Genomic DNA, 15170 nt, shown 5'->3' with positions numbered 1-15170 from the left:
GCACTGGCTACGCCGCCTGTTGGGCCAAAGGGGGGAGGGCGAGGTGTCGCCCCTGCTGGTCGCCCATCGCCAGGCCCAGGCGGGCCGCGACCCGAGGGCCCCCCTGGACGCCTGCGACTTCGTGGCCGTGGATACCGAGCTGACCGGCTTCGACCCCCGCCGTCACGCCCTGGTTTCCATCGGCGCGGTGCGGCTTCGCGGGCTGGACATCTGCCCCGGGGAGACCTTTTACACCCTGGTGCGGCCCGAGGGCGAGGTCCCCAGGGACAGTTCCCTCATCCATCGGCTGACCGCCTCGGGCCTGGCCGCCGCGCCAAGCGAGTCCGAGGCCCTGGCCCGGTTCCTCGAATTCCTGGGTCCGGCCATCGTGGTCGGCCATCACGTGCACCTGGACATGGGCTTTTTGCACGCCGCCAGCCGCCGCCATCTGGGCGGGGACCTGGCCGCGCCCTGCATCGACACCCTGCGCCTGGCCATGGCCTTCGAGGAAAAACGCCTGGTGGCCAGCGGCGGCTGCGGCGATGCCCAGTCCCTGGACTACGGCTTGCCGGCCCTGTGCCGCCGCTACGGCCTGCCGGTCTTTCCGGCCCACGATGCCCGCAGCGACGCCCTGGCCGCCGCCTATCTCTTCGTCTACCTGGCCCGCAAATGCGCCCGGGGCCGGCCCCTGACGCTGTCCGGCCTGTGGCGGGCCGGCCGGATGTGGTGGGGCTAGGAAACGTGAAAAAGGTGTTGACGGGCCGCGGCGATTTTCCTAGATAGGAATCAACAGCAACTAGGAATTATAACTATGTCGATGGAACCCCTGAAAAGCCTGTTCGCCAAATGCGGCCTCAAGTTTACCAACCAGCGTTATCTGGTGTATATGGCCATGACCGCGGCCAAGGACCATCCTTCGGCCGAGACGGTTTGGAGGCGTGTTCGCGAGGAGGCTCCGGCCATTTCCCTGGACACGGTCTACCGGACCCTGGCCGCCTTGGAGGCGCGGGGGCTGGTCAGCCGGGTGCCGGGCGGCAGCGACGAGGGGCGTTTCGACGGGGATGTGTCGCCGCACCACCATCTGGTGTGCTTAAGCTGCGGCGCCATCGAGGATTTCACCATGCCGGGGGCGGCGTTGTCCGATCTGCCGCCCCTGGTCGCCCAATGGGGGCAGGTCCGCGACGCCCAGGTTCTGGTTCGCGGCGTGTGCCGGGCCTGCCTTGGACGCATGCAACAGACGCAACCGCACGACAACCAAAGGAGTTTACCGAAATGAGCAAGACCCTGGACAATCTCAAGGAAGCTTTTGCCGGCGAATCCCAGGCCAACCGCAAGTACCTCGCCTTTGCCGCCCAGGCCGAAAAGGAAGGTCACATCGGCGTGGCCAAGCTGTTCAAGGCCGCCGCCGCCGCCGAGACCGTCCACGCCCACACGCATCTGCGCAACATGAAGGGCATCGGCGACACGGCCGCCAACCTGAAGGCCGCCATCGAGGGCGAGACCCACGAATTCAAGAGCATGTACCCGGCCATGATCGAAGAGGCCAAGGCCGAGGGCGACAAGGCGGCCGAGCGCGGCTTCACCTTCGCCAACGCCGTCGAGGAGCTGCATGCCAATCTTTACGGCGAAGCGGCCAAGGACATCGCCGGCTACCCCGATAAGGACTGGTACGTCTGCTCGGTGTGCGGCTACACCATCGCCGGCGCCGCCCCGGACAAGTGCCCGGTCTGCCAGGCCCTGGCCAAGGCGTTTTTCAAGGTCGACTAAGCCTTTTCGATTCGCCGCGCGCGCGGTACCAAAGGAGCGAGCATGGCAGCGCCCGAAGAGATGTGGCAGTGCCAGACCACCAACTGCGGCTACATCTACGATCCGGACAAAGGCGACCGCAAGGGCAAGATCCCGGCCGGCACGTCCTTTGCCGACTTGCCCGAAGGCTGGAAGTGCCCGATCTGCGGCGGCGGCAAGAAGTGTTTCCGCCCCCTGGCCGGGCCGGGTTCGACCAAGGAAATCAACTGTCCCGTCTGAATCGGGGCGGCCCATCCGGGCCGCCCCAGGCACGAACGGCCGGCCGTCCCCGTCAGGGGGCGGCCGGCCGTTCGGTTATGAGGGTTTTGCAAAAATGGTCAGGAGAGAAGCCTCCGGCGGCCAAAGGGCTCCCGCCCTTTGGAATCCATTTATGATTTCAATCTGTTGTCTTCCCGGCGAGAGGTCCGTTCCCGGGTGATCCGGATTGTTGCGAAAGCCGCTTATGCCCGGCGGCCTTGCGGCGGCCGGCTTCGCCCACCGCACCCGGTCGTCCCTTCCCCGGGCGCCCGGGCGGCCGCTTTGGCGGGCCGGCCGGGGATTGCGCCCCGTTGCCCGGCCGGCCGCTGGCCTCACTCGCCGATGATCTTGACCAGCACGCGTTTTTTGCGCCGGCCATCGAACTCGCCGTAAAATATCCGTTCCCAGGTCCCGAAATCCAGCCGGCCTTCGGTCACGGCCACCACCACCTCGCGGCCCATGATCTGCCGTTTCATGTGGGCGTCGGCGTTGTCCTCGCCGACATTGTGGCGATAGCCGGCCACGGGTTCGTGGGGGGCGAGCTTTTCCAGCCACACCTCGTAGTCGTGGTGCAGGCCGGATTCGTCGTCGTTGATGAAAACCGAAGCGGTGATGTGCATGGCGTTGACCAGGCACAGCCCCTCGCGGATGCCGGACTCCTCCAGGCAGGCCCGCACCTCGCCGGTGATGTTGACAAAGGCCCGGCGGGTGGGGACGGCAAACCACAGTTCCTTGCGGTAGCTTTTCATGGCGCGGCTCCAGGGCGTTTTCGGCCTTGTATCCGAGGCCCGGGCGATTGTCCCGACCCTCCCCGAAGCCGCGCCGCGTTCGCGTCTACTTTTCGAGCTGGTACGGCCAGGCGACCAAGCCGCCTTCCATGACCGTCACGTTGTCGTAGCCGGCCGCCTCGAGTACGCGCTGGGCCTCGTAGCCGCGCATGGACACCTTGCAGTAGGAGACGATGGGCGCGTGCCTGTCCGCCGGCATATCATTGAGGCGCTTGCGCAGTTGCCCCAGCGGCACGAGGGTCTCGCCGAGTCCCAGGCGCATTTCCTCGAATTCCTTGGGGCCGCGCACGTCGAGGAGAAAAGGCTTGTTGCCGTTGTCCAGGCGCGCCTTGACCGCAACGCTCGTTTCGCCGCGCATCAGTCCCCGCATCTTGTTTTGCAGCACGTGGGCCGTGGCGATGGCATGGTCGATGGCCAGGGAGAAGGGCGGCGCGTAGGGCAGGTCGGCCATGGCCACGTCGTCCACGGTCAGCCCGCCGAGGATGGCCATGGCCATCTCCGCCGCCTGGCGGTTGACGTTGCCGAGCCCCACGCAGGCAAAGCCCAGGATGCGCCCGGTTTTCGCCTCGGCGACGAGCTTGGACACCACCGGCTTGGCCCCCATGAAGCCGGGCTTGTCCGGGCTGGCATTGACTGCCGTGACGACCTCGAACCCGGCCTCCCTGGCCCGGCGCTCGGACAGGCCGGTCGAGGCGGCGGCGAAATCGAACACCTTGCAGATGCCGCTGCCGATGGTGCCGGGGAAGGTGGCCACGTCGCCGAGCACGGCGTTTTCACCGGCAACGCGGCCTTCCAGGTTGGCCAGATCGCCGAAGGGCGCGTGCATGGGCTGGCCGGTCAGGCGGTTTGTCACCTCCACGCAGTCGCCGACGGCGTAGATGTCCGCATCGGAGGTGCGCATGTGGGCATCGACCGTGATGCCGCCCGTCTTGCCGAGCGTCAGCCCGGCGGCCTTGGCCAGGGCGGTGTTGGGGGCCACGCCGATGGCCATGATCACGAGGGAGGCCGGCAGTTCCCGGCCGTCGGCCAGCCTCACGCCCGAAACCGCGCCGTTTTCGCCAAGGATCGCGGCGATGCCCACGCCGGTGACGATTTTGGCCCCCTTGGCGCGGGCATGCTTTTCCACCAGCAGCGCCAACTCGGGGTCCAGAAAGCTCAGGATGTGCGGCAGGGCCTCGACCACGGTCACGTCCAGGCCGGCGGTCACGAGCGCCTCGCAGCTCTCCATGCCGATGAGCCCTCCGCCGACGATGACCGCCGGCTTGCCTTGGCCGGCCTGGGCCAGCTCGCGCAGCCGGTCGGCGTCGGCCAGACTGGCCAGCGTGGTCACGCCGGCCAGCTCCCGGCCCGGGATGGGCGGCACCTTGGCCACCGAGCCCGTGGCGAGGATGAGCTTGTCGTAGGACAGTTCGCCCGCCTCGCCCGTGGCCGCCTTTTTCCAGGCCACGGTCTTGGCTTGCCGGTCGATGGCCGTGACCTCCGTGCCGACCATGGCCGTTATGCCCTTGGCCCCGGCGAAAAAGGCCGGGTCGCGCACCACGCCGGCCGGGGTGGCCAGCAGGCTGTCGCGGGCCTTGACCTCGCCGGCGACATAATAGGGATAGCCGCAGGAGGCCATGGACAGTTCCGGGGCCTTTTGCAGCAGGGTGACCTGGGCCGTTTCATCCAACCGTTTGGCCCGGGCGGCGGCTTTCGGGCCGGCCGCCGTGCCGCCGATGACGACGATGCGTTTGGTGCTCATGGGTGTTTTCTCCGTTGTGTCGTGGCTATGGTTTGGCCGCTGCCGCGGCCTGTGAGACGTCCGCGCAATTTCGGTACAGTTCATACTGTAAACTAAACAATCCCGCAACAGGAAAACCAAGGCCGCGAAAACACGGCCTTTCAAAAGCCAACAGGGGAATGTGGGGAGGAGGTGGGGAGGAACCGCAACAAAGGGTCGTTACGCGAAGCTCTGTTCGTCCCGTTTGGCCATCCGCGATGGGTACGCCGACAGGGTGGGGCTTCGCGGTCGCGCCAGGCGACGGCCACGGCCGGGCGGGTTACCCGTCGCGCCAGGCGGCGGCCGCGGCCAGGGCGTCCAGGGTCAGGCGGGCGGTGCGCGCCCAGGTGAAGCGGGCCTCGTTGGCGTGGCCCCGGCGGATGAGCGCTTCCCGCAGCCCGGCGTCGGTTGCCACGTGGCAAAGGGCCTCGGCCCAGGCGGCGGCATCGCCGGGATCGACGAGCAGGGCCCCGTCGCCGGCCACCTCCGGCAGCGAGGTGGCCGCGGCGCAGACCACCGGCGTGCCACAGGCCTGCGCCTCCAGGATGGGCAGGCCGAAGCCCTCGAACAGCGACGGAAAGGCCAGGGCCGTGGCCCCCCGGTACAGCAGGGGCATGTCCTCCTTGGCCACCTGCCCCAGCCGCTTGACCCGGCCGGCCAAGCCGAGCCGGGCCACACTGGTGGCGAAATCCTCGCTCCAGGCCATGCCGCCGGTCAGGGCCAGGTCGCAGGGCAGCGCTTCGCCGGCCAGGGCGAATGCCTCGAGCAATATGCCCAGGTTTTTTCGCGGCGAGATGTTGCCGGCATACAGGACGTAGGGCCGCGCCAGGCCATGGGCCTCCCGGAAGGCGGCCACGGCTTCGGGGCGCACGGGCGCCTTGTAGAGGGGGTCGCAGGCCAGCGGCGTGACCGTGACGTGTTCGGGCCGGGCGCGGGTCAGGCGCAACACGTCGCGGCGCGTGTGCTCGGAAATGGCCACCAGGCGCTCGCTGCGCCGGGCGGCGTAGCGGATGAAGCGGCGCATATAAAGCGTGTCGCCGCGCTTGTACATGCGAAGGGTCGGGTGGAAATAGCCCAGGTCCAGCATGGCCGTCACGGCCGGGCAGGGGATGCCAGGGGGCATGTTGGAGGAGGGGAAAAAGGCCACGTCCGGCTTGTCGCGCCGCAGGGCCAGCGGCAGGGCCAGCCAGTCGAAGGCCAGGCGGTTGCGTACGGGCAGGACCGTCTCGGTGGCTTCGGGAAACGTCCCCAGGTGGCTTGCGTGGGGATAGTAGAGGACCAGTTCGTGGCCGCCGCTGTCCAGGAGCGCCCGCACCAGGCAGGTCAGGTATTCCTTGGGGCCGCAGGCCGGATAGTCCAGGGTGCGGGCGCTTATGGCGATGCGCATGGCGTCAGCCGGAAAGCCCGTGTTTTTTGCGGGCAAGGGCGCGCAGGGGCTCCAGGCGCGCGTTGATCTGCGTCGGCAGCTTGCGGCCCTTGAGCAGGGCGCCGAGCTGGGCCGCGATCGAGCCCAGCCGCGTTTCCATGGTCACGAGCTTGATCATGACTTCGTGCCACGCCCCCGAGCCGTGGCGGTGCTGGCAGGCATACAGGTCGCGCTTGAAGACGTCGTGCCAGGTGGCGGTCTTGGCCGAGGGATGCAGGCGGAAGGTGGCGACGACACGCGGGATGCGCACGATTTTTCCCTGGCGGCTTATGCGCTCGAACAGGTCGTAGTCCATGCAGTAGGTGAAGCGCCCGTCCATGCCGCCGGCGTCCAGGTAGGCCTGGCGGCGGAAAAAGGTCGACTGCTGGGGCACGGCCATGGCGTAGCGCATCTGCCGGTGGGACGGGGCCAGCACCATGTCGATCATGACCGGCTTGCCGGCCGGGTCGGTTAGAAGCGTGTCGCCCGTGACCATGACCGCCTCGGGATGGCGGGCGAAGGCCTCGGCCACGGCGGCCAGCACGTCGTCGGCGAAAAGGCGGTCGTCGGAATTGAGCCAGCCCATGACCTCGCCCGTGGCCAGGGCGAAGCCTTCGGCCAGGGCCGCCGTCTGGCCGCCGTCCGGGGCGCTGCGCCAGAAGGCGAGCTTGTCGCTCCATTGGCGCAAGATCTCGGGTGTTTCGTCCGTGGAGCCGCCGTCGAGGACGATGTGCTCGACGTCCACACCCTTCTGCGCGGCCACGCTCTCAAGGGTTTCCGGCAAAAATGCCGCCTGGTTGAAAGACGGCGTGACCACCGTCACCTTGGGCAGGCGCAGCGGCGCCAGGCCGGATGCTTCGTGCAGGGCGGCGTAGACGGCCTCGGCGCAGGCCTCCCAGGAGAACTCCCCGGCCCGGTCCAGGCCCAGGGTGATTTGCCGTTCCCGTAGCGCCGTATCGGCCAGCAGCCGGGACAGGATGTCGGCCAGGGCCGCCTCGTCGTCGGCCGGGAAGGCCAGCCCGGCGATGCCGGCGGCCTCGGGCAGCGAGGCGGCGTCGGCATAGGCCACCGGTACGCCGCTGGCCATGGCTTCGAGCACGGGCAGGCCGAAGCCCTCATAGCGGGAGGGAAAAATGAACGCCGCCGCCCCCCGGTAGGCCAGGGCCACTTCTTCGTCGGGCAGGTAGCCCGGGCACACGACACGGTCCTTGGGGATGTCGGGCGGCACAAGCGCCCCCACGGCGGCCGCGTCGCCGTGGCCGATGACCACGAGCTTGGGCGCGTCACCGTTCTTTTTCCGGTGCAGCCGGGCCAGGGCCCGCAGGGCCAGGCCCAGGTTCTTGTGGGGCATCAGGTTGCCCACGCACAGCAGGTAGTCGCCGGCAAGGCCGTAGCGGGCGCGAAGGGCGGCCAGGGCCGGGGCGTCGTCGGGCGACAGCGGCCGAAAGCGGCCGTGGTCAACAGCGCACAGGTTCGTCGGCCGGGTGCGCGCGGCAAGCGGGCCGTGGATGCGCAGCAGTTCGCGCCTCGTGAAAGCCGAAAGGGTGAGCGGTATGGTGAGTCGGGCCAGGCTCGCCCGCTGGCGCAGGGCGAAGACCAGCCGGATGTGCCGGGCCAGGGTTTCCGGATGGCGCTTGTAGAGCACGTCGTTGACCACGCCCACGCTTTTGCCGGCAAAGCCCAGGGGCAACAGCCCGTCCGGGGCGTAGTGCACGTCCGCGCCGGCCTCCTTGATCTGCCAGGCCATGCCGGCCTGCTGCCAGGCGTAGAGCGAGGGCACGTTGACCGTGCGGGCATCAAGGCGCCCCTTGGCCACGAGGCCCAGGGCCGTGTCGTTCACCAGCGGTTTGCCGGCAAGCAGGGTGATCGTGTCGCCCTTGGCGGCGGCCAGTTCGGCCAGGCGCGGCAGGATGGATTCCAGGCAGCGGCCGATGCCGGTGCGCTGGGGATGGGCCAGGGTCGAGGCGTCTATGGTGATGCGCATGGAATTTCCGGTGGTTTCCGCCAGGTCCTCGCGGCGCGGCCGGGTCGGCGGATGCGTTGACATGCGTCAATTCCATCGAATATGCAACCGGCTCCATGCAGGCGTCGAAAATGGTCATGGTCGTGCGGCGGCCGCGCCCCGGCTCGTGGTGGTCGGGTCTTGCCACTGGCCTTTCGCCCGTGGCTTTTGCCCGGCATTTCTGGAAGCTGCGCGAGGTGCTGGCCACCTTCGCCCGCATCGAGTTCCTCTCCCGCTACCACGGCGCCCAGCTCGGGCTGCTGTGGGGCCTGGTTTCGCCCCTGGCCACCCTGGCCGTGTACACCTTCGTTTTTTCCGTGGTCTTCAAGCCGTCCTGGGCCGGCGGCGGGGAAGGGGGCGTGGCCGGCTATGCGCTGATCCTTTTCACCGGCCTGGCCGTGTTCGAGGTCTTTGCCGGCTGCGTCAACCGCACGCCCAGGCTGCTTTCGGAAAACGTCAATTTCATCAAGAAGGTGCTCTTCCCCCTGGAAATCCTGCCTGTGGGCATCCTGTGCGCCGCGGTCATGGAATCGGCCCTCAGCCTGCTGCTCGTCGTCCTTGGCGTCCTTTTCACCACGGGTACCGTGCATTGGACCATCGTGCTCGCCCCCCTGGCCTATCCGGCCCTGGCCATGCTGACGCTCGGCGTGTGCTGGTTCCTGGCGCCGGTTGGCGTTTTCCTCAAGGACCTCGGCAACATCGTGGGCGTGGTCGTGCAGCTTTATTTTTTCGCCACGCCCATCCTCTATCCCCTGACGGCCGTGCCCGAGCCCTTCCGAAAGCTTTTGGCCATAAACCCGCTCCATCCGGTGGTGGACCACCTGCGCCGCTGCCTCATCTTCGGCCAGGCGCCCGACTGGGCCGCGCTCGGCTGGGTCACGGCCGCCTGCGCCGCCATCATGCTGGCCGGCTACGCCTTTTTCGCCAGCGTCAAGAGGCTTTTTGCCGATGCCGTCTGAGTCCCCCATCATCGCCGCCCGGGGCGTGTCCAAGATGTACGAGCTCTACCGCCGGCCCCAGGATAGGCTGCGCCAGATGCTTTTGCCCGGCGGCAAACCGCTTTTCCGCGAGCACTGGGCCCTGCGCGACGTGTCCTTCGAGGTGCGCCCGGGCGAGGCCTTCGGCATCATCGGCAAGAACGGCGCCGGCAAATCGACCCTGCTGCAAATCCTGGCCGGCGTGCTGGAGCCGACCGCCGGGGAAGTGACCCTGCCCGAGCGCACCACGGCGCTTTTGGAACTGGGCTCCGGCTTCAAGCCGGAATTCACCGGCCGGCAAAACGTCTTCGTCAACGCCGCCGTGCTCGGCATCCCGCGCGGCGTCGTCGCGGCCAAGATGGACGACATCGCCGCCTTCGCCGACATCGGCCCGCACTTCGACCAGCCGGTCAAGACCTATTCCAGCGGCATGTTCCTGCGCCTGGCCTTTGCCGTGACCACCAGCCTGGAACCCGAAGTCCTCATCATCGACGAGGCCTTGGCCGTGGGCGACGTCTTTTTCCGCCAGAAATGCTACCAGCGCCTGGAAGGGCTCCTGGCGCGGGGCACGGTGGTGGTGCTCGTCTCCCACGCCATGAACGACGTGGCCCAGTTCTGCCACCGGGCGCTTTTCCTCGAACGGGGCAAGGTCGTTTTCTGCGGCGACGCGGCCGCGGCGGTCAAACGCTACATGGTCGGCGGCGCGGTCGCCGCGGCCGCCGCGACGGCGCCATCGCCCCAGGTCCCGGTCCTGCCGGCCGAAGAGGCCGCCGAGGGCTTCTGGCCCGCGCCCGAGGCCTTCCTCGACCTGGAACACGTCGCCGCCGCCGAAAACGGTTTCGCCACCCTCGCGGAGGTGGCCGTGTGCGACGCCTGGGGCCAGCCCTGCCGGGCCTTCGAGCAGGGCGAAACGGTTTCCATCTTTTGCCGCTATCTGGTCAGCCACGACATCGAGGTGGCCGTGGCCGGCGTGGAACTCATAAACGACAAGCGCGTCATCGTTTTCGGCAAGAACACCCTGCAATTTGACTGCGAACATCCGTTGGCCACCCCGGCCGGGGCGGCGGTGCGGGTGCGCTTCGACGTGACGCTCGCCCTGGCGCCGGGCGAATACACCTTCAACCTGGGCTTTTCGACCATAAGCCGCGAGGATTTCGAGCGCCGCGCGGCGTTATCCCACCAGGAGCTGGAAAGCCGGGCCACGGTCATCTCCATCCTGACCCGGGCCGGCGATTTCATGGTCACCTTCCGCAGCCGTGACACCACGCCCGTGCAACTCACCCACCACGGCCTGGCCAACCTGCCGGGCCAGGCGAGCCTGGTGTTGTATGGCGCGGGAGGGGACCGGGACACGGATACGGATGGGGAAGACGCCTTCGGCGACCAGGGCGCCGCCCTGGACCCGCCGGGGGGATGATCCCCCCGGACCCCTCAATGGTGGGGCCGTTTCGCAACAACGTCGTCAGTGATTGCGACGACGTGAAAAATATTTAAATCGCCAAGGGGGTTCGGGGGGGATTATCCCCCCCGATGGGGTGGTCCAGGAGGGGCAAAGCCCCTCCTGGCCGCCGGAGGCATCCCCAGGGAGCGGTCATGCGGCAGTGTTGGTGTGGAGTGGGCGGGCTGGAGCCCTTTAGCGACGGCTACATGCTGTGTCCGGCCTGCGGCACGCTGGTCTCGCGCGAGGAGCGGCCCGAGGGCTACGGCCGCGACTACTGGTACGAGCATCAGGTGGCCGAGCTCGGCCAGCCGTCCATCGAGGCGCGCGCCCGGCTCGACCTGCCCGAGCGCGGCGTCTACTGGCTGCGGCGTTTTATGCGGGCCTGCCTGCCGCCGGGCGCGGTGCTGGAGCTCGGCTGCGCCCACGGCGGCTTCACGGCGCTGCTGCACCAAGCCGGTTTCGCCGCCAGCGGCCTGGAACTCGACGGTTCGGTGGCGGCGCTGGCCGCCAAAACCTTCGGCGTAACCATGCTTTCCGGCCCCCTGGAGGAACAGGACATCGCCCCGGGGAGCCTGGCTGCCGTGGTGCTGATGGACGTGCTCGAGCACCTGCCCGAGCCGGTGGGTTTCTTGCGCCGGGTGATGGGGCTTTTGGCCCCGGGCGGCATCCTCTTCGTCCAGACGCCGCGTTTTCCGGCCGGCATCACCCACGGCCGGCTCCTGGCCGACGGCGACCCCTTTGTCCGCATGCTGCTGCCAGCCGAACACCTATATTTGTACAGCGAAAAGGCCGTGCGCGAACTGTTCGCCTTCGCCGGCCTGGGGCAATTCCGCTTCGAAACGCCCTTGTTCCCCTACGACATGCTGTTCGTGGCCGGCCGGCAGCCCATCCCCGATCATGACAAGGCGGCGGTGGAAGCGGCGCTTTGCGCCACGCCCGGCGGGCGCCTGTCCCTGGCCATGCTCGATTTGTCCGACCGGGCCGAGGCGGCCGAGGCGCAGGCCGCGAAATTGTGCGGCGACGAGGCGGCCAACCGCGGCGGGCTGGAAGGTGTCATCCGCGAGACGGCCTCGGGCTGGGTGAGCCAGGGCCGGCTGCCGGAGGTCGTGGGCAAGGTGCTGGCGCGCTGGGGCCGGGTGGCCTGGCTGTACAACAAGGCCGTCAAGCACGTGCTGGCCAGGCGGATGGGGCACAAGGCGCTCGATGCCCGCGATCCCGGCGGCGAGGCCCTGGTCCTGGTCGACCTGACGCCGGTGCTGCCGGGCGGCGACAACGGCGGGGCCAAGCTCATGACCGTGCTGCTGCTCCAGGCCCTGCGCGTCATGCGCCCCGACTGGCGGTTCGTGTGCATTGTGTCCGACGCGGCGTACGACGAACTGTCCTATCTGGAGGCGCCCAACATGGAGCGCGTCCGCTCCGGCGTCATCGGCCTGGCCCGGGGCCTCGACCGCTGGAAGGGCCGGCGGGTCGACCTCCTGTTTTGCCCCTTCACCATGCCGTATTACCACCACCCCGACGTGCCGGTGGTCTCGGTCATCTACGACCTGCAGTACGCCTATTATCCGCAGTTTTTCACGCCCGACGAGGAGGCCGGCCGGGAGCGCACCTTCCTGACCGCCGCCCGGGTCAGCGACCGGCTGGTGTGCATCTCGGATTTCGCCAGAAAGACCGTGCTGGAGCAAGGCAACGTCCCGCCCGGGCGCACGGCCACGGTCCACATCTCCCTGCCGCGCCGGCTTTCGCGCGCAACCGGCGAGGCCGTGGCCGCCGTGCGCCAACGCCTTGGCCTGGGCCGGGACGCCTATTTCCTCTATCCGGCCAATTTCTGGCCCCACAAGAACCACCGCATGCTGCTGACGGCGTTCGGCATGCTGTGCCAGGCCCGTCCCGGGGAGACGGTGCGCCTGGTGCTGACCGGCGCGGACACGGGGCTGCGACGGGAACTGGGCGAGGCGGTCGCCGGGCTGGGGCTGGCCGGGCGCGTGACGTTTGCCGGCTATGTTTCCGACGCGGACCTTTCGGCGCTTCTCACCGGTGCGAAGGCCCTGGTTTTCCCATCCCTTTTCGAGGGCTTCGGCATGCCGCTGGTCGAGGCCATGCACGTGGGCACGCCCATCGTCTGTTCCGACGTCACCAGCCTGCCCGAGGTCGGCGGCGAGGCGGCGCTCTATTTCGATCCCCGCCGCCCGGGCGACATGGCCGCGGCCCTGGCCCGCCTCCTCGACGAACCCGGGCTGGCCGAGGCGCTCGTGGCCAAGGGCCGGCAGCGCCTGGCCGTTTTCGGCGGCCCCGAGGACATGGCCGCCAAGTACCTGGCCGTGTTCGAGGACGTGCTGGCCCGGCCCGTGTCCCAGAGTACGGCCGTGCGGGGACTCTACGCCGACGGCTGGTGCGGCTCGCGGCTTTTTGTCGCCTACGGCCCGGCGGCCCACCGCCAGTGGCTGCGGGCGGCCTTCGCCCTGCCGCCGGGCGCACCGTCGGCCAAGGTCCGGCTGGAGGTGTTCGTGGACGGAAAGCCGGCCGGCCGGCCCCGGTCCCTCGGCTCGGGCAAGGAGACCGCCTTTTCCCTCGATCTGGCCCCCCACGGCGGCTACGTGGAATTCCTTTTTACCGGCGCCCGGCGCGGCGAGGCGTCCGGCCCGGGCGCCGACCGGCGGGTGCTCTCGGCCCTGTGCCGGGAGCTGCGCCTGACCGACGGTGCCCGCGACGTCGACCTGCGCTACGGGGAGGCGGCCCATGCCTAGCTTGCGCGTGAGCGCCATCACGCCGTCCTACAACCAGGGGCGGTTCATTGGCCGCACCATCGACAGCGTCCTGTCCCAGGGCATCGACGGCCTCGAATACGTGGTCATGGATGGCGGCAGCACGGACGAGACTGTGGCCGTGCTGCGAAGCTACGGCGACCGCCTGCGCTACGTCAGCGAGCGCGACAAGGGCCAGCCCGACGCCGTCAACAAGGGCATCGCCGCCACCTCCGGCGAGGTCATTGCCTGGCTCAATTCCGACGACGTCTATTTTTCGGGCGCACTTGAGGCGGTACTTGAGGTTTTCGAGAAAAACCCCGAAGTGGATGTCGTTTACGGCGACGGGGACCACATCGACGTCAACGACGCCTTCATCGAACCCTATCCGGTCGAGCCCTTCGACCTGGAGCGCTTCAAGACGCGCTGCATCATCTGCCAGCCGGCGGCTTTTTTCCGGCGCCGGGTGGTCACGCGGTTGGGGGCGCTGGATCTGCGCTGGCAGTACACCCTCGATTACGAGTTCTGGCTGCGCCTGGCCAAGGGCGGGGCGGTCTTTGCCTACCTGCCGCGAAAGCTGGCCGGCTCGCGGTTCTACCCGCAAACCAAGACGTCCGGCGCCCGGCTCAAGGTCCATGCCGAGATCAACGACATGCTGGCCCATACCTTCGGCTCCGTGCCGGACCGGTGGCTGTGCAACTACGCCCATGCCCTGGTGCGCGAAAAGTGGAAGGTGGGTGAGGGGAGTCTTTTATCCACTCCGGCCCTGGCCGCGGCCAGCCTCGGAGCGTCGCTTCGCTGGAATAAGGGCCTGTCGCCGGCGCTTGCGCGCACGGTGGCCTCGTGGCTGACCCGGGGCCTGGTACGGCCGGGCGAGGGCCTGTGAGGATCGGCTTCGACGTCTCCCAGACGGGAGCCGGCAAGGCCGGTTGCGGCTATTTCGCCGCCGGGCTGCTGGCCGCCCTGGCCCGGGTGGACGCGGCCAACGACTATGTCCTCTATCCGGCCTTCGGTGATTTTTTCTGGGAGCCGCGCCCCAAGGCCTGCCTGCGCCCGGCCGGTTCCCGGTTCCGCCTGGGGCCGACCTTTCGCCGGTTTCCCACGCAAAAGCGGTTTTTCCGGCAGCCGCCGCCGGATTTCGAAAAGCGCCTGGGCCGGCCGGACATCGTCCACGCCAACAATTTCTACTGCCCGGTGGGCCTGACAACCGCCAGGCTCGTCTACACGCTCTACGACCTGTCGTTTCTGGAAAACCCGGCCTGGACCACCGAGGGCAACCGCACCGGCTGCTTTGACGGCGTGTTCCGGGCCGCGACCAGGGCTGATTTCCTGGTTTCCATTTCGGGCTATTCCCTCAAGCACTTCTTGAACGTTTTTCCGAAATTCCCGCAAGACCGGGCGGTTGTCGCGCCCCTGGCCAGCCGGTTCGATGCCGCTTCGCCGCGCGAGCGTCCCAAGGCCGTGGGCGGTCTGGAGCCGGGCGCCTTCTGGCTGTGCGTGGGCACCATCGAGCCGCGCAAGAACCACGAGCGGCTCTTTGCCGCTTATGCCCAATGGCGCCGGGAAACGGGCGGCGACATGCCGCTGGTTTTGGCCGGGGGCAAGGGCTGGCTCATGGACGATGTGGCCCGCACGGTTGCAAGCCTCGGCATTGCCGACCGGCTCGTTTTTACCGGCTACGTCACGGACGCCGAGCTGGCCTGGCTGTACGCCTCGTGCCGGGCCTTCCTCTATCCGTCGCTCTTCGAGGGTTTCGGCCTGCCGGTGCTCGAAGCCATGAGCCTGGGCGCGCCGGTGGTCTGTTCCGACGCCACCTCGCTGCCCGAGGTGGCCGGCGAGGCGGCGCTGCTGGTCGATCCCCTGGACGTGGCCGGCCTGGCCCGGGCCATGGCCGCCGTCTCGGCCGACGCGGCGCTTCGCCACGACCTGCGCGGCCGATCCCTGGCCCGGGCCGGGCTTTTTTCCTGGGAGAAAACGGCCGGCATCGTCCTTGACGCCTACGCCCGGACGCTGGCCGCGCCCCGGCGCACCTGAG

13 protein-coding genes are annotated in these 15170 nt (G+C 68.6%); 9 read left to right on the top strand and 4 right to left on the bottom strand.

All coding sequences use genetic code 11. From position 1 onward, the window contains the following. Positions 1-43 precede the first annotated feature (43 nt). From ACP59X_RS13500 to ACP59X_RS13485, 4 genes are all read left to right on the top strand, one after another. Entirely contained in the window at positions 44-715 is a 672-nt protein-coding gene (locus ACP59X_RS13500; RefSeq protein ID WP_428559152.1) for a 3'-5' exonuclease, read from the top strand. Between the two features lie 75 nt (positions 716-790). Then, complete coding sequence (locus tag ACP59X_RS13495) at positions 791-1255, top strand: Fur family transcriptional regulator (RefSeq protein ID WP_428559150.1); 465 nt, start codon at positions 791-793, stop codon at positions 1253-1255. Then, on the top strand, positions 1252-1746 hold the full coding sequence (locus ACP59X_RS13490) for a rubrerythrin family protein (RefSeq protein ID WP_428559148.1): 495 nt from the start codon (positions 1252-1254) through the stop codon (positions 1744-1746). The genes ACP59X_RS13495 and ACP59X_RS13490 overlap by 4 nt, the downstream gene beginning before the upstream one ends. A 42-nt stretch (positions 1747-1788) precedes the next feature. Then, on the top strand, positions 1789-2004 hold the full coding sequence (locus ACP59X_RS13485; protein ID WP_428559146.1) for a rubredoxin: 216 nt from the start codon (positions 1789-1791) through the stop codon (positions 2002-2004). A 350-nt stretch (positions 2005-2354) separates the two neighbouring features. Here ACP59X_RS13485 and ACP59X_RS13480 read toward each other — a convergent pair whose 3' ends face one another. The 4 genes from ACP59X_RS13480 to ACP59X_RS13465 all read right to left on the bottom strand — a co-directional run bounded on the left by ACP59X_RS13480 (position 2355) and on the right by ACP59X_RS13465 (position 8021). Beyond that, entirely contained in the window at positions 2355-2771 is a 417-nt protein-coding gene (locus tag ACP59X_RS13480) for a secondary thiamine-phosphate synthase enzyme YjbQ (protein ID WP_428559144.1), read from the bottom strand. An 85-nt stretch (positions 2772-2856) separates the two neighbouring features. Beyond that, the gene (locus ACP59X_RS13475) at positions 2857-4551 is read right to left on the bottom strand and encodes an FAD-dependent oxidoreductase (RefSeq protein ID WP_428559142.1); all 1695 of its coding nucleotides are present in this window, start codon (positions 4549-4551) and stop codon (positions 2857-2859) included. Between the two features lie 298 nt (positions 4552-4849). Further along, positions 4850-5956 carry a glycosyltransferase family 4 protein gene (locus ACP59X_RS13470; RefSeq protein ID WP_428559140.1) on the bottom strand — a complete coding sequence of 369 codons (1107 nt, stop codon included), beginning with the start codon at positions 5954-5956 and terminating at the stop codon, positions 4850-4852. 4 nt (positions 5957-5960) lie between these two features. Further along, complete coding sequence (locus ACP59X_RS13465) at positions 5961-8021, bottom strand: glycosyltransferase (protein ID WP_428559137.1); 2061 nt, start codon at positions 8019-8021, stop codon at positions 5961-5963. Between the two features lie 32 nt (positions 8022-8053). Here ACP59X_RS13465 and ACP59X_RS13460 point away from each other — a divergent pair, with 32 nt between their 5' ends. The 5 genes from ACP59X_RS13460 (at position 8054) to ACP59X_RS13440 (ending at position 15169) form a co-directional block, all read left to right on the top strand. Further along, positions 8054-8935 carry an ABC transporter permease gene (locus tag ACP59X_RS13460; RefSeq protein ID WP_428559135.1) on the top strand — a complete coding sequence of 294 codons (882 nt, stop codon included), beginning with the start codon at positions 8054-8056 and terminating at the stop codon, positions 8933-8935. Beyond that, complete coding sequence (locus ACP59X_RS13455) at positions 8925-10370, top strand: ABC transporter ATP-binding protein (RefSeq protein WP_428559133.1); 1446 nt, start codon at positions 8925-8927, stop codon at positions 10368-10370. Before ACP59X_RS13460 ends, ACP59X_RS13455 begins: the two co-directional genes overlap by 11 nt. A gap of 176 nt (positions 10371-10546) precedes the next feature. Next, positions 10547-13138: a glycosyltransferase gene (locus ACP59X_RS13450; protein ID WP_428559131.1), complete on the top strand. Its 2592-nt coding sequence runs from the start codon at positions 10547-10549 to the stop codon at positions 13136-13138. After that, complete coding sequence (locus ACP59X_RS13445) at positions 13131-14021, top strand: glycosyltransferase family 2 protein (RefSeq protein ID WP_428559129.1); 891 nt, start codon at positions 13131-13133, stop codon at positions 14019-14021. Before ACP59X_RS13450 ends, ACP59X_RS13445 begins: the two co-directional genes overlap by 8 nt. Continuing rightward, positions 14018-15169 carry a glycosyltransferase family 4 protein gene (locus ACP59X_RS13440; RefSeq protein WP_428559127.1) on the top strand — a complete coding sequence of 384 codons (1152 nt, stop codon included), beginning with the start codon at positions 14018-14020 and terminating at the stop codon, positions 15167-15169. Before ACP59X_RS13445 ends, ACP59X_RS13440 begins: the two co-directional genes overlap by 4 nt. The last annotated feature ends 1 nt before the right edge of the window (position 15170 follow it).

The sequence above is a fragment of the Solidesulfovibrio sp. DCME genome (assembly GCF_049995385.1).
GTDB lineage: Bacteria > Desulfobacterota > Desulfovibrionia > Desulfovibrionales > Desulfovibrionaceae > Solidesulfovibrio.
Note: the sequence above shows the minus strand (reverse complement) of the source record. Positions and strands in the feature narration are given on the sequence as shown.

Bases quoted from the DNA above. Each gene is read 5' to 3' on its own strand.
- ACP59X_RS13470 (WP_428559140.1), bottom strand. From the start codon at position 5,956: ATGCGCATCGCCATAAGCGCCCGCACCCTGGACTATCCGGCCTGCGGC.
- ACP59X_RS13475 (WP_428559142.1), bottom strand. From the start codon at position 4,551: ATGAGCACCAAACGCATCGTCGTCATCGGCGGCACGGCGGCCGGCCCG.
- ACP59X_RS13490 (WP_428559148.1), top strand. From the start codon at position 1,252: ATGAGCAAGACCCTGGACAATCTCAAGGAAGCTTTTGCCGGCGAATCC.
- ACP59X_RS13495 (WP_428559150.1), top strand. From the start codon at position 791: ATGTCGATGGAACCCCTGAAAAGCCTGTTCGCCAAATGCGGCCTCAAG.
- ACP59X_RS13460 (WP_428559135.1), top strand. From the start codon at position 8,054: ATGCAGGCGTCGAAAATGGTCATGGTCGTGCGGCGGCCGCGCCCCGGC.
- ACP59X_RS13465 (WP_428559137.1), bottom strand. From the start codon at position 8,021: ATGTCAACGCATCCGCCGACCCGGCCGCGCCGCGAGGACCTGGCGGAA.
- ACP59X_RS13450 (WP_428559131.1), top strand. From the start codon at position 10,547: ATGCGGCAGTGTTGGTGTGGAGTGGGCGGGCTGGAGCCCTTTAGCGAC.
- ACP59X_RS13455 (WP_428559133.1), top strand. From the start codon at position 8,925: ATGCCGTCTGAGTCCCCCATCATCGCCGCCCGGGGCGTGTCCAAGATG.
- ACP59X_RS13445 (WP_428559129.1), top strand. From the start codon at position 13,131: ATGCCTAGCTTGCGCGTGAGCGCCATCACGCCGTCCTACAACCAGGGG.
- ACP59X_RS13485 (WP_428559146.1), top strand. From the start codon at position 1,789: ATGGCAGCGCCCGAAGAGATGTGGCAGTGCCAGACCACCAACTGCGGC.
- ACP59X_RS13480 (WP_428559144.1), bottom strand. From the start codon at position 2,771: ATGAAAAGCTACCGCAAGGAACTGTGGTTTGCCGTCCCCACCCGCCGG.